Origin of the sequence: Pseudomonas sp. SWRI68 (assembly GCF_014269165.1) — a bacterium.
Classification (GTDB): Bacteria; Pseudomonadota; Gammaproteobacteria; order Pseudomonadales; family Pseudomonadaceae; genus Aquipseudomonas; species Aquipseudomonas capeferrum.
This window is the reverse complement of the sequence record NZ_JABWRU010000016.1, coordinates 1-17,386: the sequence shown is the minus strand read 5'-3', so window position 1 is coordinate 17,386 and position 17,386 is coordinate 1. Positions and strand designations below refer to the sequence as shown.

General features: G+C 64.1%; 17 protein-coding genes. 5 read left to right on the top strand and 12 right to left on the bottom strand.

The annotated features are described in order from the left end of the window. Window positions 1-102 precede the first annotated feature (102 nt). Together HU770_RS20050 and abc-f are read right to left on the bottom strand one after the other, a co-directional pair. Window positions 103-690 (bottom strand): mechanosensitive ion channel family protein, encoded by a 588-nt coding sequence (locus tag HU770_RS20050; RefSeq protein WP_186660514.1) that lies wholly within the window; start codon window positions 688-690, stop codon window positions 103-105. Continuing rightward, the gene (gene abc-f, locus HU770_RS20045; RefSeq protein ID WP_186660524.1) at window positions 690-2,600 is read right to left on the bottom strand and encodes a ribosomal protection-like ABC-F family protein; all 1,911 of its coding nucleotides are present in this window, start codon (window positions 2,598-2,600) and stop codon (window positions 690-692) included. The genes HU770_RS20050 and abc-f overlap by 1 nt, the downstream gene beginning before the upstream one ends. 50 nt (window positions 2,601-2,650) lie before the next feature. Between abc-f and HU770_RS20040 the strand changes: the two genes are divergently transcribed. Beyond that, complete coding sequence (locus HU770_RS20040; RefSeq protein WP_186665211.1) at window positions 2,651-3,133, top strand: TIGR02444 family protein; 483 nt, start codon at window positions 2,651-2,653, stop codon at window positions 3,131-3,133. Here HU770_RS20040 and HU770_RS20035 read toward each other — a convergent pair. Further along, on the bottom strand, window positions 3,109-4,179 hold the full coding sequence (locus HU770_RS20035; RefSeq protein ID WP_186665133.1) for an AlgP family protein: 1,071 nt from the start codon (window positions 4,177-4,179) through the stop codon (window positions 3,109-3,111). The two genes, HU770_RS20040 and HU770_RS20035, sit on opposite strands and share 25 nt — an antisense overlap. A gap of 228 nt (window positions 4,180-4,407) precedes the next feature. Between HU770_RS20035 and HU770_RS20030 the strand changes: the two genes are divergently transcribed. Then, window positions 4,408-5,058 carry an FKBP-type peptidyl-prolyl cis-trans isomerase gene (locus tag HU770_RS20030; RefSeq protein WP_033703297.1) on the top strand — a complete coding sequence of 217 codons (651 nt, stop codon included), beginning with the start codon at window positions 4,408-4,410 and terminating at the stop codon, window positions 5,056-5,058. A gap of 9 nt (window positions 5,059-5,067) precedes the next feature. On the opposite strand, the gene HU770_RS20025 is transcribed toward HU770_RS20030, so the two are convergent. The 7 genes from HU770_RS20025 to HU770_RS19995 form a co-directional block, all read right to left on the bottom strand. Further along, window positions 5,068-5,538, bottom strand: coding sequence for an Rsd/AlgQ family anti-sigma factor (locus HU770_RS20025; protein WP_033703299.1), 471 nt, complete (start codon window positions 5,536-5,538; stop codon window positions 5,068-5,070). 231 nt (window positions 5,539-5,769) lie between these two features. Next, window positions 5,770-6,270 (bottom strand): disulfide bond formation protein B, encoded by a 501-nt coding sequence (locus tag HU770_RS20020; RefSeq protein WP_033703301.1) that lies wholly within the window; start codon window positions 6,268-6,270, stop codon window positions 5,770-5,772. A 232-nt stretch (window positions 6,271-6,502) separates the two neighbouring features. Beyond that, window positions 6,503-7,741, bottom strand: coding sequence for a heme biosynthesis protein HemY (locus tag HU770_RS20015; protein ID WP_186665132.1), 1,239 nt, complete (start codon window positions 7,739-7,741; stop codon window positions 6,503-6,505). Then, window positions 7,738-8,838: a uroporphyrinogen-III C-methyltransferase gene (locus HU770_RS20010; RefSeq protein ID WP_047582865.1), complete on the bottom strand. Its 1,101-nt coding sequence runs from the start codon at window positions 8,836-8,838 to the stop codon at window positions 7,738-7,740. Before HU770_RS20010 ends, HU770_RS20015 begins: the two co-directional genes overlap by 4 nt. A 45-nt stretch (window positions 8,839-8,883) precedes the next feature. Further along, window positions 8,884-9,651 carry a uroporphyrinogen-III synthase gene (locus HU770_RS20005; protein ID WP_186665131.1) on the bottom strand — a complete coding sequence of 256 codons (768 nt, stop codon included), beginning with the start codon at window positions 9,649-9,651 and terminating at the stop codon, window positions 8,884-8,886. Then, entirely contained in the window at window positions 9,648-10,589 is a 942-nt protein-coding gene (gene hemC, locus HU770_RS20000; protein WP_186660532.1) for a hydroxymethylbilane synthase, read from the bottom strand. The genes HU770_RS20005 and hemC overlap by 4 nt, the downstream gene beginning before the upstream one ends. A gap of 402 nt (window positions 10,590-10,991) precedes the next feature. After that, window positions 10,992-11,735 carry a LytTR family DNA-binding domain-containing protein gene (locus HU770_RS19995; RefSeq protein ID WP_033703307.1) on the bottom strand — a complete coding sequence of 248 codons (744 nt, stop codon included), beginning with the start codon at window positions 11,733-11,735 and terminating at the stop codon, window positions 10,992-10,994. Window positions 11,736-12,043: 308 nt separating this feature from the next. Here HU770_RS19995 and argH point away from each other — a divergent pair, with 308 nt between their 5' ends. Further along, window positions 12,044-13,438 carry an argininosuccinate lyase gene (gene argH, locus HU770_RS19990; protein ID WP_033703309.1) on the top strand — a complete coding sequence of 465 codons (1,395 nt, stop codon included), beginning with the start codon at window positions 12,044-12,046 and terminating at the stop codon, window positions 13,436-13,438. 114 nt (window positions 13,439-13,552) lie between these two features. On the opposite strand, the gene HU770_RS19985 is transcribed toward argH, so the two are convergent. Then, the gene (locus HU770_RS19985) at window positions 13,553-14,215 is read right to left on the bottom strand and encodes a glutathione S-transferase (RefSeq protein ID WP_186665130.1); all 663 of its coding nucleotides are present in this window, start codon (window positions 14,213-14,215) and stop codon (window positions 13,553-13,555) included. 147 nt (window positions 14,216-14,362) lie between these two features. Here HU770_RS19985 and HU770_RS19980 point away from each other — a divergent pair, with 147 nt between their 5' ends. Continuing rightward, window positions 14,363-14,662, top strand: a complete 300-nt coding sequence (locus tag HU770_RS19980) for a hypothetical protein (protein ID WP_186660536.1) — start codon at window positions 14,363-14,365, stop codon at window positions 14,660-14,662. Window positions 14,663-14,731: 69 nt separating this feature from the next. Beyond that, entirely contained in the window at window positions 14,732-14,977 is a 246-nt protein-coding gene (locus HU770_RS19975) for a TIGR02647 family protein (protein ID WP_033703312.1), read from the top strand. 167 nt (window positions 14,978-15,144) lie between these two features. On the opposite strand, the gene HU770_RS19970 is transcribed toward HU770_RS19975, so the two are convergent. Further along, window positions 15,145-17,088 carry an FTR1 family protein gene (locus HU770_RS19970; protein WP_186665129.1) on the bottom strand — a complete coding sequence of 648 codons (1,944 nt, stop codon included), beginning with the start codon at window positions 17,086-17,088 and terminating at the stop codon, window positions 15,145-15,147. Window positions 17,089-17,386 lie beyond the last annotated feature (298 nt).

The window sequence follows — 17,386 nt, the reverse complement described above, 5'->3', positions numbered from 1 at the left end:
GTTGCAAAACGTTAAGCTAAGGTGTTGGTGAAAAAATAACCAGCGATTTTTTGAGTGTGTGCGGGGGTTGTAGCGGCCTCTTTGCTGGCCAATGTCAGGGGGTCAGTCAGACTCGCTCGACAAGTCCCTGTTCAGGCCCTGCACTTCAGCCCCCCGCCAGCGCCGCACCGACTTCTGGAAGAACTGGCTGTTGGGCACTTGCACCAGCGCCCCGCCCGCCTCGGGCAATTCCATCAGCGTGGTGAACAGCAGGTTGATGGCTATGACCCGGCCTTTGACCCCAGGCTTGTCCAGGGTATCGACCAACTCCACCACATCGCCGATGCGAAACGGCCCGACGGTGAAGATCAACACTGCGCACAGCAGGTTGGAAAGCACGCTCCACATGGCGAAGAAGGCCACCGCGGCCACCGCGACGAAACCGGACAGCGCCGTCCACAGCACCGTCGCAGAAACCCCCATGCGCTCCAGCACGAACAGCAGTGCGCTGCCCATGATCAACCAGCGCAGGCTGCCACGCACCGGCACCAGCAACTCCGGCGGCAATGGATAACGCTGGCCCAGACGGCTGAGGCCACGGGCGATGACGCGCTGCAGCACGAAGGCGGCGGCCAGGATCAGCAGAATCTGCAACCCCAGCCAGAAGGTATCCATCCATTGCCCCGGCAGCAGCGAGCGCAACGCCTCCATCAGGACAGCGCCTCGAGCTCGGCCTGCATGCTTTCGAGGGTTTCCAAGGCTTCCATCCAGCCCTCTTCCAGCTCGCCTTCACGCTGCTTGAGCTTGCTCTGCCGGGCCAGCAGGTCACGCAGTTCATCCTTGCGCGCCGCCTCGTAGACGCCACTGTCGCCCAGCGCGGTCTCGATCTCGGCCAGCTGGCCGTGCACTTGGTTGAGCTCGGCCTCCAGCTTGTCGGCCGCTTTCTTGTGCGGTGCCAACTGCTGACGCAAGGCCGCTGCCGCCTGGCGCTGGGCCTTCTTGTCAGTCTTGTCCGGGTTGGCTGGGGCGCTACTGGCCGGCGCACTGCGCTGACGGTAGTCAAGCAGCCAGCGGCTGTAGTCTTCCAGGTCGCCATCGAAGGTACCGACCTTGCCGTCGGCCACCAGCAGGAAGTCGTCGGTGGTGCTCTTGAGCAGGTGACGGTCGTGGGAAACCACCACCACGGCACCGGCGAACTCCTGCAGGGCCATGGTCAGGGCCAGGCGCATTTCCAGGTCGAGGTGGTTGGTCGGTTCGTCCAGCAGCAACAGGTTCGGCCGCTCCCAGGCGATCAGCGCCAGGGCCAGCCGGGCCTTCTCGCCGCCGGAGAAATTCACCACCGGTTCGTCGACACGGTTGCCATGGAAATCGAAGCCGCCGAGGAAGTCGCGCAACGTCTGCTCGCGCTCTGTGGGGGCAATGCGCTGCAGGTGAAGCAGCGGGCTGGCCTTGTCGTCCAGGGAGTCGAGCTGGTGCTGGGCAAAATAACCCACGGCCAGGTTCTCGCCACGGACCAGGCGCCCCGACAGCGGTGCCAGCTCGCCGGCGAGGTTCTTGATCAGGGTCGACTTGCCCGCACCATTGGGGCCGAGCAGGCCGATGCGCGCGCCCGGCACCAGCTGCAGCTTGACCTTCTCCAGGATGGCTTTGTCGCCATAGCCCAGGCAGCCCTCGGACATGTCCAGCAGCGGGCTGGAGATTTTCTGCGATTCGCGGAAGACGAAATCGAACGGCGAATCGACATGCGCCGCCGACAGTTCTTCCATGCGTTCCAGGGCCTTGATTCGGCTCTGTGCCTGGCGGGCCTTGGTGGCTTGCGCCTTGAAGCGGGCGATGTACTTTTCCATGTGCGCGCGCTGGGCCTGCTGCTTCTCGTAGGCTTGCTGCTGTTGCGCCAGGCGCTCGGCACGGGTGCGCTCGAACGCGCTGTAACCGCCCTTGTACAGGTTGAGCTTGCGCTGCTCGACGTGCAGCACGTGGTCGACCACGGCATCGAGGAAATCGCGGTCGTGGGAAATCAGCAGCAAGGTGCCGGGGTAACCCTTGAGCCAGTCTTCCAGCCAGAGGATCGCATCCAGGTCCAGGTGGTTGGTGGGCTCATCGAGCAGCAGCAGGTCGGACGGGCACATCAGCGCCTGCGCCAGGCTCAGACGCATCCGCCAGCCACCGGAGAAGTCACCGACACGGCGGTCCATCTGCTCGTTGGTGAAACCCAGGCCTGCCAGCAGCTTGCGCGCGCGGGCATCGGCGGTATAGCCGTCGGCACTTTCCAGCTCACTGTGCAGGCGGGCCAGGGCGGTGCCGTCATGCGCCGTTTCGGCCACGGCAAGCTCGGCCTGCACCTTGCGCAGGCGCACGTCGCCATCGAGCACATAGTCCACGGCCAAGCGGTCGAGGGTGTCGACCTCCTGGCGCATGTGGGCTATGCGCCAGTCGCCGGGCAGCTGGCAGTCGCCGGAATCGGGCGAAAGCTCACCGCGCAGCAAGGCGAACAGGCTGGATTTTCCGGCGCCGTTGGCGCCGATCAAACCGGCCTTGTGGCCGGCGTGCAAGGTCATCTCGGCGCCTTCTAGCAAGCGCTGCGGACCACGCTGTAAAGTGAGGTTGGATAGTCTGATCATGATGGTCGCGGAGTCTACCAGCTTCCTCGACCCGTAGCGTGAGTGGAATCATGTGCACCGACCTGTGGAATCACGCCTTGGCCTTGTATGCCAGGCCCGGCGTGGAAGAGGCCTGCCTTGGCGTGCAAGCGCTGGGCGGTGACGTTTGCCTGTTGCTCTGTGCGACCTGGCTGCAAGCACGCGGCGTGGCCGTGACTGAGCAGCGCGCGCAAGCCCTGGTTGATATCGCCCAACCTTGGCAGCATGAGGTGGTAGCCCCGTTACGTGGCCTGCGTCAACAATGGCGCACGGCAGCGCACAACGATGCGCTGTTGGCGGCATTGCGTGAGCAGGTAAAGGGGCTGGAACTGCAGGCCGAGAAGACCTTGCTGGAACGCTTGCAGGCGCTTTCGCAACAGTGGCCCGCAGACTCTCACGAGCCCACGGACGACTGGCTGGCCCGGCTAGCGCCGGACCAGGCCCGAGAACACCGCGCGCTGCATCAATTGCGCGTCGCGGCGGCAGCGCTTCAGGAGGCCGAAGACGGCGCCTGAGCCGGGGTGCTGGCAGGTGCCGAAGCGGCCGGGGCCGGGGCGGCCGAATTGGTCGCGGCAGCAGGCGTGCTGGTGGCAGCCGTGGCCGGCTTGGTTTCGGCTGGCTTGGCGGCCGCTGGCTTGGCTGCAGCTGGCTTGGCGGCTGCTTTCACCGCCGGTTTTGCAGCGGGCTTGGCGGCGGCACGCGCGGGTGCCTTGGTGGCAGCGGCCGGTTTCGCCGCAGGCTTGGCCGCAGGTTTGGCCGCTGCTGTTTTAGCCGGGGCTTTGGCAGCGGCTGGTTTGGCTGCAGGCTTGGCGGCAGCGGCCTTGGCGGGTGCCTTGGCAGCAGCTGGCTTGGCTGCGGGTTTGGCAGCAGCAGCCTTGGCCGGGGCTTTGGCAGCAGCTGGCTTGGCTGCGGGTTTGGCAGCAGCAGCCTTGGCCGGAGCTTTGCCAGCGGCTGGTTTGGCGGCTGGCTTGGCCGCAGGCTTGGCGGCGGCGGTTTTGGCTGGCGCCTTGGCGGCAGCGGGTTTAGCGACAGCTCTGGCTGGCGCCTTGGCAGTGGCGGCTTTGGCGGCTGGCTTGGCGGCGGTGCGAGCGGCTGGCTTGGTAGCGGCGGCTTTCGCCGGGGCTTTGGCAGCGGCCGGTTTTGCAGCCTTGGCGGCTACGGCGCGCTGGTCCAGCGCTTTGCTAGCGGCTTCACGCACCTTGCCCACACCCTGGGCCAGCTTCAGGCTGTCCTGGGCATCACGCTTGAGTTGCTGGATATAGGTGCGGGTCTGGGTCTGGCGGTCCTTGAGCGAGTCGAGCAACCCTTCAAGTTCACCAATGGCTTTCTGGGCCTTGGACTGCGCCTTGGCTTTACCTGCCTTGGCCGCGTCCTGCATTTTCAGGCGACCATTGTGCAGTTTCTCTTGTGCCTTGCCCCGTTGCTTTTCCAACTTGGCCAGCAGTTTTTCCGCATCAGCCAGCGCTTGCGAGCAGGCATCTTCCAAATGTTCGAGCAGGCTGCCCGAAAGTTGCTGGAGCAGGTGCAACGGCGTACTTACTGGCTTCTTTTTGGCCGACATGGTTTACCTCCTGGCTGACGAGATTGCGGCTCATACTATGCTTCTGCTGCTACCGCCGCTAGGGCATGTTGACAGTAATATTTACGCCGCGTTGCATGCCTGGGCAAAGTTGTTATCTTGCAGCTCCGTGAAAGTGTAGTTGCTGAATTAAGCGTTGCTCATATTTGGCAGATACTGGCCCACCCCGATGTTGGCTGTAACGGCCCGCTCATTGCGCAGGAACTGCCCATGCCTCGTTTTCTTGTTTTAGGTTTGTGCCTGGTGGCGCCCTTCGCCCTGGCCAATGCGGATGACCACGACCTGGCCTACAGCCTGGGCGCCAGCCTGGGCGAGCGCTTGCGCACCGAGATGCCTGGCTTGCAACTGGACGCCTTGGTCGAAGGCCTGCGCCAGTCCTATCAAGGGCAGCCGCTGAAGCTCGACAAGGCACGCATGCAGGCCGTGCTGCAGCAGCATGAGGCGCAGGCAGACAGCACGGCGGAGCAGGCCGAGGCAGACAAGCTCAAGGCGGTGGAAACACGCTTCATGGCCAACGAGCGGGCACGGGCCGGTGTGCATGAGCTACCCGAAGGCGTGCTCTACAGCGAACTGCAAAGTGGCGCCGGGGCACAGCCCAAAGCGGGGGGCAAGGTACAGGTTCGTTACGTAGGCAGGTTGCCGGACGGCTCGGTGTTCGATCAGAACCAACAGCCGCAGTGGTTCAGCCTGGGCTCGGTGATCGAGGGGTGGCAGGTGGCCTTGCCTCGGATGCATGCAGGCGCCAAATGGCGCCTGGTGATTCCGTCGGCACAAGCCTACGGCGCAGAGGGCGCGGGTGACCTGATCGCACCCTATACGCCTTTGGTATTCGAGATCGAACTGCTGGCAGTTGGCGACTGACGCCAAGCCTCAGGCTTCGACTGCGCCCTCTTCCTTGTGCGCGTTGTGCAGCACCTCGATCAGGCAATCTTCCAGCTCGAAGCGCTCGTGCAGCAGGCCGCCCAGCTTGGCCAGTTTTTCGGCGAAGCGCTCCGGGTCCTTGCACTCGCCCTTCTCGCAATGGTCATTGAATGCCAGGGCGATCTGGGTACTGTCATCGATACGTGGGTTGATCTGTGTGGCCAGTTCAAGGCCACGCGTATCACCGAAGGCCTTGGCTTCGCTGACCAACTGTTCGCTGACCTCGAAGTGCCAGGCCGACACGTAGTCGACCAGGACCGCACAGAAATCGCGGTTCTTGTCCTTGTCGGCGAAGGCCGGCTTGGCGTCGCGCAACGCGCGGAAAGCCTGCACCAGCTCCTGGCGCTCCAAAAGCCAACGGTCGATCAGCTTATGAACCCCGCCCCAGCGTTCCTGGGCGTTCTGACAACTATCGAGCATGGCGATCTCTTCCCTTCTGGGTAGATGCCGCTGCACCTCGCACCACGACCGCGCAGCACAAAGGTGACATCAGCAGGACGGCATCGAGCAGTTGTATTTTCGGTATGCGTGCTGGGAGATTATTCCCGCGCGTGCTGACCATCAAGGTACTCAGCAGACAAAGTTCATACAAGTGTTTAATACCCCCTGGCAACGCCATTGGTCGCGATGGCGCCCCAGGCGTGCGCCAGGTCAAGTACCGGCCAGGGTGCGGAAACGATACGCCAGCAGGTGGCTCAAGGGCAGCGCAGCCAGCAACAGGAACGCCAACAGGCTCCATTCAGGCAGCGTCAGGTCGAAAAAACTCCAGGTCAGCGAGTGGCAATCCGGCCCACCCAGCAGTAACTGCCGGGCAGCCTCGCGCCAGGATTGCTCGAACACCCGCCAGATCGGCGCCGGGCATACATGAACCGCCCCACTCGCCCCTTGCAGCCAGACATGCCGGGCGGCCAGCAGCGCCCCCGTCAGCGAGCAGGCCAGCAGCGCCCGCGTGTAACCGCGGCTGGTCGAAGGCGCCTGTACCACTGCGCCCAGGCAAAGCATCGCATACAGGCCCAACAGCAGGCGCTGGGTGAAGCACAACGGGCACGGTATCAGCCCCAGCGTATATTCCAGGTAATAGGACCCGACCAGCACCGCCAACGAGGCCAGGCAGGCAGGGACAAAGAAAGTACGTAAACGGGCCGGCAGCATGGGCAATGGTGGTCCCGGGGAATGAAGTGGCTTGAAACGGTAGAGGAAACAACCGCTTTGTTTCAAGGCACTACAGGGACGACAAGTCGCTGAATAGCAAAGGAAGTTTCCATTCTGGAAGTAGGAAACGTCTTAAGAAATGGATTGCAGATCTAACTTACATTGCCAGACAAGTTACCCAGCCCCTGAATCCGCACTTCGGCGCAGGCTCAGGGGTGGTTCAGGCAAAGGTTCAGGCGCGTACGGCTTCTGGCAACGGCAGCGCCAACAGACGCTCATCCAGCAAACCAAGGCCTTCCTGGAACAGCTGGTTGCTGCGCTCGGTCTCGCCAAGGCCGGCGAGCAGGCGGGCCAGCTCGGCGCAGGTTTCCGGGTTGCGTTCCATCCGCAAGCTGCTTTCCAGATAGTCACGCGCCTTGCCCCACAGGCGGTTTTGCAAGCTCAGGCGGCCGAGGGTCAGCAACAGGCTCGGGTCTTGAGGGTTGGCTTTAAGCCAGCCTTCGGCAGCCTGTAGCTGACGTGCCGGGTCATCACCGCGCACCAGGCCATACAAACGGGCCAGGTGGCTTTCGTATTCGCGCTTGAGGGCGGTGCGCAACACCTGCTCCGCCTCGCCCTGGGCGCCCACCTGCCGCAGTTGCTCGGCATAGGCCAGCACCAGTTGCGGTTCCTGGCGCTGGGCGGCGGTAAGCTGTTGCCAGGCGCGCTCCAGGGCCTGACGCGCACTTTGCGCATCTTCGCCCCGGGTCGTCGCCAGGTTCAGGTTCTGGCCCCAGGCGCGTTTTTCCAGTTCGGCGAGCTCATCGGCCGGCAGCACCTTGCCCTTGCGCAGCTCAGGCAGCAGACGAATCAGCGCCGACCAGTCGCCGCGCCCCAGGTGCAGGCGTTGCAGCAGGCGCAGTACCTGGCCGTTTTGCGGGTGTCGCTCGTGCATGGCCAGCAGGGTTTCCAGGGCGCCGTCGGTATCACCGCGGTCCATCTGCAACTGGGCATGGGTCAGGGCAATGGCAAGCTCGGCCTGCGGCTGACGCTCCAGAGCACGCTCGAGCAACTGGTCGCTGTCTGCCGTGCGGCCTTGCTCGTTGGCCGCGCGGGCGGCACCGAGGTAGTACAGCAAGGGTTGGCGCTCGGCTTCGGCGGCGCGGTGCAGATGGCGTTGGGCGCTGGCCCAGCGACCCTCGGCGAGGTCCAACTGGCCTTGCTCGATGGCCACCCGGATGCGACGGCTGCGGTTGCGTCGCGACCACGGGTTGACCACACCACTGGAGGTCAGCACCAGGCCGACCAGGTAGCGCAGCAACCAGAGCACGGCGATTACGGCGATCAGCCCGGCCAATGCCGCCCACAGCCCCGACTGGTAACGGAAGCTGCCATAGGAGATCAACACATAGCCACTGTGCTTGGCCACCGCGATACCCAGCGCAGCGGCGATCACGATCGCCAGCACGGCCAGCAGGTAGACCCGCTTCATGGTTTGCCCCCTTCACCCTCGGCCGGCAGGTGACGGCGCTGGATGTAGGCCTGCACCGAGGCCAGGCTCTCGCTCAGGTCAGGGGTGACGACAGACACCGGCTGCTCGGCCAGGGCGTTGAGGCTGTCGAGCATGGCCTTGCTCTGCGGGTTGTCGGCGTTGAAGTTGGCCAACAGCACAGAGCGCGCATCATCCAGCGCCTGGGTGTAGACCTTGGCCTCGCCGTTGAGCGCCGCCCACTGGGCCTGCTCGATGGTCAGGCTGAGGGCCAGGCGCAACTGGTTGAGCGACTGCCCGGCCAGCAGCGGCCGCACGTTGTCATCGGCGTTGAAGTCGATCTGGAAGTACTTGGAGATTTCCGCCCACCACTGCGACCAGCGGCTGGCGCCATCGCCGTCGGCAGTCAGCGCGCCAAGGGCATCGGCGTTGCTGTCGAACTCGGGCGACTGGGCGCTGAGTTGCTGCACCAGTTCACGTTGCGCGGCCAGCTTGAGGTACAGGCCGGTGCGATCGGGTTGCTGGGTGCTGTTGAGCGTTGCCAGGCTGCGTGCCAACTGCTCGCGGGCGGCGAAGGCGCCTGGGTCGCTCTGCTCGCGCAGGATTTCGTCGGCGCCTTCGACCAGCGCCTTGGCACTGGTGATGTCTTGCAGGGCCGAGAGGCGCAGGGTGGCCAGGCGCAGCAAGTGCTCGGCCTCTGCCAGGCGCCATTCCTTGCGGCTTTCGCCAAGCACGGTTTCCAGGCGCTGGCTGAGGCGCTGCTGGTCGCCTTGCAGCTGCGAGACCAGCCGGCGGCGGTCTTCCAGCTCGCTGGCGGCCGGCAGGCTGGCCAACTGTGCACTGATCTGCTGCTCACGCTGCTGCAGCGCTTCGGCGCGCTGGTTCAGCGCTTCAAGGTGCTGCCCTTGGTTGAACTCGTTGCCTTGCAGTTGACGCACCTGCCAGACACCCCAGCCACCTATTGCGACCCCGGCCGCTCCCAGCAGCAGGGCCAGTGCTGCCAGACCACTGCCGGAGCGCTTGGCAGGTGGGGCGGTGACGGGGTCCGCCGGCGTCTGGGCCGACGGCTGATCATTATTGGACAAGACAGTTTCGCTCACGTATCCATCCTTTGCATGGGGGCGCTTGGCGTTCAGCTTAGCGCCTTAAGAGGCAGGTGCAGCGCTGCGCTGCACGGCTGCCAGCAAGGCCGTGGCACTGGCGCCACGGCAATCCACAACCTGTTGGGCCCCGGCGGCCCTGGCCTGCTCGGCAACCCGCGGGCTCGGCACGAACAGCGGCAGACGCGCGACCTGCGGCCAATCGGCGCCGGCCATCTGCTGCAAGTGTTCAAAGCCCTGCCCACTGCTGACCACCAGGCCATTGAGGCGTTCCGCTTCGATGCGACGCATCAAGGTGCCCACCGGGTATTCCGGCAGGCTGCGACGATACAGTTCCAGATAATCGACACTAGCACCTTGCTCTGCAAGACGCTCTGCCAGCAGTTCGCGACCTCCGACGCCGCGGACGATCAAGACACGCGGCGCAGGCACGCCGATAGCCTCGCGCAGGGCCGCCAGCGCGAGCAAGGCTTCACTGTCGTCACCTTGCGCTGGGCAGGCCACCTCAAGGCCCGCGCCCTGCAGCACCGCTGCGGTCGCCTCGCCCACCGTGAACCAGCCTTGAGCCGGTGGCTGTAGCCCGGCCTGGGCCAGCCGTTCGAGCAGCAACCTGGCTGCCGGCTTGCTGACCACGATGATTGCCTGAAAGCCCTGCAGGCCCGCGAGCAACTGGCGTTGCCGCTCGTCCACGGCGACAGCGTCTATCGCCAGCAGCGGCAGACAACTGCTGGCCACCCCCGCCGCCGCCAGCCGTTGCGCCAGTGCTGTGCAGTCATCGGCAGGCCGGGTCAGCAACAGGCGCCAATCACTCACGGGTGCCCGGCCTCGCCATAGACTTCCTTGAGGATGGCTTCGGCGCCCTGGCCCAGCAGGTCTTCGGCAACCTGCACGCCCAACGCCTCAGCCGCTGCGCGCGGCGCCCGGGCGTCGGCCACCAGCAAGGTGCCACCGCTGGGCTGGCCGACCAGGCCACGCAGCCACAGCTGGTCGCCTTCAAGTACCGCGTAGCAGGCGATCGGCACCTGGCAGCCGCCATTGAGGTGTTTGTTCAATGCCCGTTCGGCCACCACCCGGTCGGCGGTGTCGAGATGGTGCAGTGGCGCCAGCAGCGCATGGATTTCGCGGTCAGCGCTGCGGCATTCGATGCCCACCGCGCCTTGGCCGCCCGCTGGCAGGCTGTCGTCGACGCTGATGCTGGAGGTGATGCGGTCTTCGAAACCGAGGCGGATCAAGCCGGCCGCAGCGAGGATGATCGCGTCATATTCGCCGGCATCGAGCTTGGCCAGGCGGGTATTGACGTTGCCCCGCAGGAAGCGGATTTCGAGGTCCGGGCGGCGCGCCAGCAACTGGGCCTGACGGCGCAGGCTGGAGGTACCGACGATGCTGCCGGCGGGCAAGGCTTCAAGGCTTTCGAAACGGTTGGAAACGAACGCATCGCGCGGGTCTTCGCGCTCGCAGATGCAATACAGGCCCAGGCCTTCGGGGAAGTCCATGGGCACATCCTTCATCGAATGCACGGCGATGTCGGCTTCGTTGTCCAGCAGGGCGGTTTCAAGCTCTTTGACGAACAGGCCCTTACCGCCGATTTTCGCCAGCGGCGCGTCGAGCAGCTTGTCACCGCGGCTGACCATGGGCACCAGGGTCACGATCAGCCCAGGGTGAGCCTGCTCGAGGCGGGCTTTGACGTATTCGGCCTGCCACAGGGCCAAGGCACTTTTACGGGTGGCAATGCGGATTTCGCGAGTGGACATGGAACGCCCCGATGCAGAGAAATACCGCCGATGATAACAGCTCCGATGGCATCGCTAGCAGATACGGGTCAAAGGCGGTGCGGTGGGGGTGGCTGTTGTGCTTGTGCCCACGGATGGCTGTTTGTAGGAGCGGCCTTGCGTCGCGAAAGGGCTGCGCAGCAGCCCCGGCTATCTGTGCGGCGAAGCTGAAAACCTGGGGCTGCTTTGCGAACCCGGCAATCTGTGCGGCGAAGCTGAAAACCTGGGGCCGCTTTGCGAACCCGGCTATCTGTGCGGCGAAGCTGAAAACCTGGGGCCGCTTCGCGAACCCGGCTATCTGTGCGGCGAAGCTGAAAACCTGGGGCCGCTTCGCGGCCCTTTCGCGACGCAAGGCCGCTCCTACAACAGGCAGCGCACAGCGGGTCAGAGCGTCTGCATCATCTTGCGCACGCCAGCCACGTGGCGCCGGCTGACGGTCAGCGCATCACCGTCAAGACCCTTGAGAAACAGCTGAAAATGCCCCAGCGGCGTGCGCTGCAGGCGTTCGATACGTTCGCGGGCCACCAGCGCGTTGCGATGGATGCGCACAAAGCGATCGCCAAATTCATCTTCCAGGGCCTTGAGCGGCTCATCGAGCAGCACTTCCCCGGTCTCGTGGCGCAAGGTCACGTATTTGTGGTCAGCAATGAAATAGATGACCTGGGGCAACGGAATCAGCTCGATGCCTTTTCGCGTTCGCGCGCTGATATGGCTGCGCGGGCCTCCGCCTTCATTGGCAGGCCGGGTAAGCGCCGCCAACTGGGCGCGGTTGGGCTTCTCGGCCTTGCGCAAGGCATCACGCAGCGCCTGGGGCTGGAAGGGTTTGGTCACATGGCTGAGGGTGCTGTCCTTGAAAGCCTCGGTGCCGTATTCGTCGTCACCGGTGCAAAACACCACCGACGGCGGCGCCTCGCGTTCGCACAGGCGAGCGGCAACCTGCAGGCCATCCAGGCCGGGCATGCCGATGTCGAGCAGGACGACATCAGGCTTGAGGCTTTCAATCAGCGCCAGGGCTTCCTCGCCGTTGGTGGCGCTAGGCTCCAGCACGGTGTAACCCTCCAGTTCGCCGAGCAGCCTACTGAGGCGTTCACGGCCTTGGGGTTCGTCATCAACGATCAGGACATTCATAATTGCGCTGGATTCCTGAATGAGTCTCGCACAGGTATAGCGTAGACAGATGTGGTTCGAGCGACACTGCGGTCACGCTCTAGACCGGTGCGATGGCCAAAGATTCACTCGGCCGGCAGATTCACTGCCAGTCCTCTGTCCAACTGTAGACGGTCCATGGAACACTGCCGTTCAATCCTGCAAATCCTTGTGTGCGTGTCTGCCTGCCGTTTTCGGGTCATTTCTCTCGACCGGCGCCCTGCGGCAGCAAGCCCAACCCTGCTATCATCGTTGCCACTTTTTCGTTCACGCCTGCAATGAGTGAATCCATGAGCACCGACAAGACCAATCAGTCCTGGGGCGGCCGCTTCAGTGAGCCCGTCGACGCCTTCGTCGCCCGTTTCACCGCTTCGGTCGATTTCGACAAGCGCCTGTACCGCCACGACATCATGGGTTCGATCGCCCACGCCACCATGTTGGCGCAGGTCGGCGTGCTCAGCGATGCCGAGCGCGACACCATCATCGATGGCCTGAAGACCATTCAGGGCGAGATCGAGGCCGGCAACTTCGACTGGCGCGTCGAGCTTGAAGACGTGCACATGAACATCGAGGCACGCCTGACCGATCGCATCGGCATCACCGGTAAAAAACTGCACACCGGCCGTAGCCGAAACGACCAGGTGGCCACCGACATCCGCCTGTGGCTGCGCGACGAGATCGACCTGATCCTGGCCGAAATCACCCGCTTGCAGAAGGGCCTGCTGGAGCAGGCCGAGCGTGAAGCCGACACCATCATGCCCGGCTTCACCCACCTGCAGACGGCCCAGCCGGTCACCTTCGGCCACCACCTGCTGGCCTGGTTCGAAATGCTCAGCCGCGACTACGAGCGCCTGGTCGACTGCCGCAAGCGCACCAACCGCATGCCCCTGGGCAGCGCCGCGCTGGCAGGCACCACCTACCCGATCGACCGCGAGCTCACCTGCAAGCTGCTGGGCTTCGAGGACGTGTCTGGCAACTCGCTGGACGGCGTTTCCGACCGCGACTTCGCCATCGAATTCTGCGCTGCCGCGAGCATCGCCATGATGCACCTGTCGCGCTTCTCCGAAGAGCTGGTGCTGTGGACCAGCGCGCAGTTCCAGTTCATCGACCTGCCTGATCGCTTCTGCACCGGCAGCTCGATCATGCCGCAGAAAAAGAACCCGGACGTACCGGAGCTGGTACGTGGCAAGAGCGGCCGCGTGTTCGGCGCGCTGACCGGCCTGCTGACCCTGATGAAAGGCCAACCGCTGGCCTACAACAAGGACAACCAGGAAGACAAGGAACCGCTGTTCGACGCCGCCGATACCCTGCGCGACTCGCTGCGTGCCTTTGCCGACATGATCCCCGCGGTCAAGCCCAAGCACGCGATCATGCGCGAAGCGGCCCTGCGTGGCTTCTCGACTGCCACCGACCTTGCCGACTACCTGGTACGCCGTGGCCTGCCGTTCCGTGATTGCCACGAAATCGTCGGCCATGCCGTGAAGTATGGTGTGGACACCGGCAAGGACCTGGCCGAGATGAGCCTGGAAGAACTGCGCCAGTTCAGCGACCAGATCGAGCAGGACGTGTTCGCCGTGCTGACCCTGGAAGGCTCGGTCAATGCCCGTGACCACATTGGTGGTACCGCGCCGGCGCAAGTGCGTGCGGCGGTGGTACGCGGCCAAGCCTTGCTGGCTTCGCGCTAAGGCCATGGCGAGAGCTTTGCCCTCGTTCGCGGGGCAAGCCCTCCCCCACAGAGAAACCGCTAACTCGTTGATTTAACGGAACCCTGTGGGGCAGGCTTGACGCTTGTGCACACCTCAGCGCTTGCCGCTGCGAATCATCTCCATGAAGGCCGGCATCGACGCCTCCTTGTCTGCCAAAATCCGCGCCATGTGCGGGTTCTCGCCCATTCGCTGCAACAATGCCTTGGCCTGCGGGAAATCCGCCAGGAAGTCGACGTTCAGCACCTTCTTGCCCACCGCGTAAGCCAGGTCGACCGAGAAGCAGAACATCAGGTCGGCAATCGTCAGCTGCTCACCCGCCACATACGGCGCGAAGCGACCATTGCGCTTGAGCGTGGCAAAGCCCGCCAACAGGTCGGCCCGCGCGCGCTCCTTGATCAACGGCTCTACCGCCATGCCAAAGAACGACTCGGCGTAGCAGGTGCGTGCCGGCAGCTCGATGTACAACTCGATTTCTTTCAGCAGCTCGCGCACCTTGGCCTGCTCGAACGGGTCCGCAGGCAACAGCGCTTTGCCGCCCTGGGTCTGCTCGATGTAGTCGAGAATCACACTGGTCTCGCTGAGGAAGCCGTGGTCGGTTTCCAGCACCGGCACCTTGCCCCGTGGGCTGACTTCCAGTGCATGCGGCGCCTGGCCGCCATAGAAGGTGACCTCCTCGAAAGGCAGGCCTTTTTCCAGGAGCGCCAGCTTGACCATGTTGTAGTAGTTGCTGACTGAGAATCCGTGAAGCTTGAGCATGGGGTAACAGCCTCCAGGCCGTATGGGGATGGCCCGGCTTTTATAGCCCCTCAGCCTGCGCCTGACCAGCGTCATGCACCCGGTCAATGACCGGACATTGCCGCCACAGGCGTGGCAAACTGTATGCCCAATCACAGGAGTACCGCCATGAGCGAGCCCACCGACATCGACAATGACGACGAAGCCTTCGCCGAGGCAACGCTGACCCAGGCCATCGAGAACCAGATCGAAAGCGACGAGCCGCCAGCGGCCAAGGCCACCTTCAACAAACTCACCCTGGTTGGCTATGCGCGCGAGGATATCCTCAACCTGATGGCCCATGTGCTGGCCTTCGAGATCGACAACATGCTGGTGGAAGACCGCGCGTTCAACAGCGAATGGTATGAAAACGCCCTGCGTGCCCTGCCCGAGCTGCCACCTGAGATGGATCAAGGCGACGACGAATAACCCGACTACACTCGAAGGTCAGGCACCCATGAAGGTGCCGCCATCCTCGTCTGGAAGTCAGGAGTCGCCATGTCCTTTACCCCCGAGCTGATCGATGAACTGGAAGTACTTGCGCTGTTCAAGCACGACAGCAGCCAGGAAGGCATCAAGATAAACAGCCAAGCCCCCACTAAACTCATCGCGGCAGCTAAACGCCTGCACGAAAAAGGGCTGACCGATCAACCCGATGGTGGCTACCTGACCAGCCTGGGTCATGACGCCGTCGAAAGTGTGCAACTGCTGCAGAACATTCTCAAGGCGCCACAACCGGCCTGACAGACTGCCGCAAGCCTTGTAGGAGCGGCCTTGTCGGGGCGCCGGTGCGGTCGGAAAGGGCCGCAACGCGGCCCCGGCAATTTGTGCAGCGCTGCTGAAATCCTGGGGCCGCTTCGCGGCCCGTTCGCGACGCAAGGCCGCTCCTACAGGGGGTTTACACACCTTTGCTAGTTGGCCGCCGCCCTGCGTTTCTCTGCCAGCCACGAGCGCCCGTACAGGAACACGATGGCCAGCAAGGCCACTGCCTGCGCTGCCAGCGAATAGGCATCGGCATGAATGCCCAGCCAGTCGAACTCGAAGAACGCCACCGGCCGCGTGCCCAGCACCCCGGCTTCCTGCAGCGCCTTCACGCCATGCCCGGCGAACACCACCGACAGCGCGCACAGCAGCGCGGCGTTGATGCTGAAGAACAGCGACAGCGGCAGCTTGGCCGAGCCGCGCAGAATCACCCACGCCAACCCCACTAGCAGCACCAACGCCGTGGCGCCCCCCGCCAGCACGGCCTGATGCCCAGCAGGCCCGGCCTGCAGCCACAGGGTCTCGTAGAACAGGATCACTTCGAACAGTTCGCGGTATACCGAGAAGAACGCCAGCATGGCAAAGCCGAAACGCCCGCCACCACTGACCAGGCTGCTTTTGATGTAGTCCTGCCAGGCAGCGGCGTGGCGGCGGTCGTGCATCCACACCCCGAGCCACAGCACCATGACCGCAGCAAACAGCGCTGTGCAGCCTTCCAGCAGCTCGCGCTGGGCACCGCCGACGTCGATCACGTAAGCCGCCAAGGCCCAGGTGGCAAAACCTGCGACCAGCGCCAGGCCCCAACCGACGTTGACGCTGCGCACCGCCGACTGCTGGCCGGTGTTGCGCAGGAAGGCGAGGATCGCCGCCAGCACCAGAATCGCTTCAAGGCCTTCGCGCAGCAGAATCAGCAAACCGGAGATATAGCTCAGCGACCAGCTCAGGCCATCACTGCCCAACAGCTTGGCGGCCTGGTCGAGCTTGGCCTTGGCTTCGGCCAGCCGTTGCTCGGCCTGGGCCACAGGTAAGCCGTCCTGCAGCGACTGGCGGTAAGCCATGAGGGTTTTTTCGGTGTCCTTGCGCGCCTGGGTGTCGATGTTGTCCAGCGAGCTTTCCACCAGCTCGAAGCCTTCCAGGTAAGCGGCTACCGACAGGTCATAGGCCTGGTCGTGATCGCCCTCGCGGTAGGCCGCCAGGCTTTTGTCCAGGGTGCTGGCGGTGTATTCGAGCAACTGCGCCGGGCCGCGTTTGGCTTGCGGCGGCTGGGCACGCTGGGCGCGAAACGCCGCTACTGCATCGGCGCCTTCGTTGGCCGCCACTTCGGCCGGGGTCTGGCGCGCCAGGTCTGCCAGGTTCCAGGCTTTATCGCCCTTGGCCGCCTCGGGGTTGGCAGTGAAGCTGGCCACAAAGGCGGCCACGTCCCAGCGCTGACGCTCGTCGAGCTGGTCGGCGAACGATGGCATCTCGGTACCTTCGATGCCCAGGCCGAGGGTGTTGTACAGGTCGAACAGGCTCAGCTGGTCTAGCCGTTCGACACTGCGCAGGTTGGCCGGCGGCGGCTCCAGGCCAACGCCGGCTAGGCCATCGCCGGCGCCGCTATCGCCATGGCAGATCGCGCAGTTCTGCGCATACAGCGAAGCCCCACGGGCCGGGTCCGGGGTAATCACCGGAGCCTGGCTGACCTCGTAGGCCACCGCCAGGCGTGCGCCCAACTGACGGGCCTGTCGAGCGACAGCGGCGCCGTCCTGACGCTGGTCGATGGCTTGGCGCAACGCCTGCACGCCCTGTACCAGCGCGGCTTGTTCGGCATGCGCCGGCAGGTTCTTGACCAGGTCGGCCAGGACCGCGCTGAACTCCTGTTGCTCGCGGTACTCGCCCTCGTCGATCACCTTGCCTTCGCGCACGGTCGGCGGGTAGTCGGCACCCATGTAGTCGAGCAAGTGCAGGGCCTTGGTAGCCTCGGCAGGGGCTTCGGCCAACGCCAGGGTGCTGCACAGCGCCAGCATTGGGCCCAGCAGTAAAGCAGGCAGCCAGGCAAGCAGACGGGAATGGGTATTCATGGCCAGTCTCGGAGGGAATGCGAAAGAGAACATTGTTCACTTCCACTCTTCTTCTCTCAAGGTTTGTGGGCAGATTTCATGAAAAATCTTGTGACAAAACAGGAGGGGATTGATCGTGAAATGAAAGCGCTTTTTGATCCACCAAGCACTATGCCGTGCTGGAGCATTGGACAATGGCTTACTGCTGCCCATGTCAGGTGTTCGCCGTGAGAGTTTCAGCGCCCTTGAGATCGAGCGCCGCGCGGGCGGCGCTCGATCTCAAAGGCGCCGCGGCTCTGTCGTCAAACCCTACCCACAACCCTCAAGGCTTGCCACCGCCCCCCTTCCACCC

Coding starts and splice junctions, on each gene's coding strand:
- HU770_RS19995 (WP_033703307.1), bottom strand. CDS start 11,735: ATGAATGTCCTGATCGTTGATGACGAACCCCAAGGCCGTGAACGCCTC.
- HU770_RS20035 (WP_186665133.1), bottom strand. CDS start 4,179: ATGTCGGCCAAAAAGAAGCCAGTAAGTACGCCGTTGCACCTGCTCCAG.
- HU770_RS19975 (WP_033703312.1), top strand. CDS start 14,732: ATGTCCTTTACCCCCGAGCTGATCGATGAACTGGAAGTACTTGCGCTG.
- HU770_RS19980 (WP_186660536.1), top strand. CDS start 14,363: ATGAGCGAGCCCACCGACATCGACAATGACGACGAAGCCTTCGCCGAG.
- argH (WP_033703309.1), top strand. CDS start 12,044: ATGAGCACCGACAAGACCAATCAGTCCTGGGGCGGCCGCTTCAGTGAG.
- HU770_RS20050 (WP_186660514.1), bottom strand. CDS start 690: ATGGAGGCGTTGCGCTCGCTGCTGCCGGGGCAATGGATGGATACCTTC.
- HU770_RS20040 (WP_186665211.1), top strand. CDS start 2,651: ATGTGCACCGACCTGTGGAATCACGCCTTGGCCTTGTATGCCAGGCCC.
- HU770_RS20030 (WP_033703297.1), top strand. CDS start 4,408: ATGCCTCGTTTTCTTGTTTTAGGTTTGTGCCTGGTGGCGCCCTTCGCC.
- HU770_RS19985 (WP_186665130.1), bottom strand. CDS start 14,215: ATGCTCAAGCTTCACGGATTCTCAGTCAGCAACTACTACAACATGGTC.
- HU770_RS20020 (WP_033703301.1), bottom strand. CDS start 6,270: ATGCTGCCGGCCCGTTTACGTACTTTCTTTGTCCCTGCCTGCCTGGCC.
- HU770_RS20015 (WP_186665132.1), bottom strand. CDS start 7,741: ATGAAGCGGGTCTACCTGCTGGCCGTGCTGGCGATCGTGATCGCCGCT.
- HU770_RS20025 (WP_033703299.1), bottom strand. CDS start 5,538: ATGCTCGATAGTTGTCAGAACGCCCAGGAACGCTGGGGCGGGGTTCAT.
- HU770_RS19970 (WP_186665129.1), bottom strand. CDS start 17,088: ATGTTCTCTTTCGCATTCCCTCCGAGACTGGCCATGAATACCCATTCC.
- hemC (WP_186660532.1), bottom strand. CDS start 10,589: ATGTCCACTCGCGAAATCCGCATTGCCACCCGTAAAAGTGCCTTGGCC.
- abc-f (WP_186660524.1), bottom strand. CDS start 2,600: ATGATCAGACTATCCAACCTCACTTTACAGCGTGGTCCGCAGCGCTTG.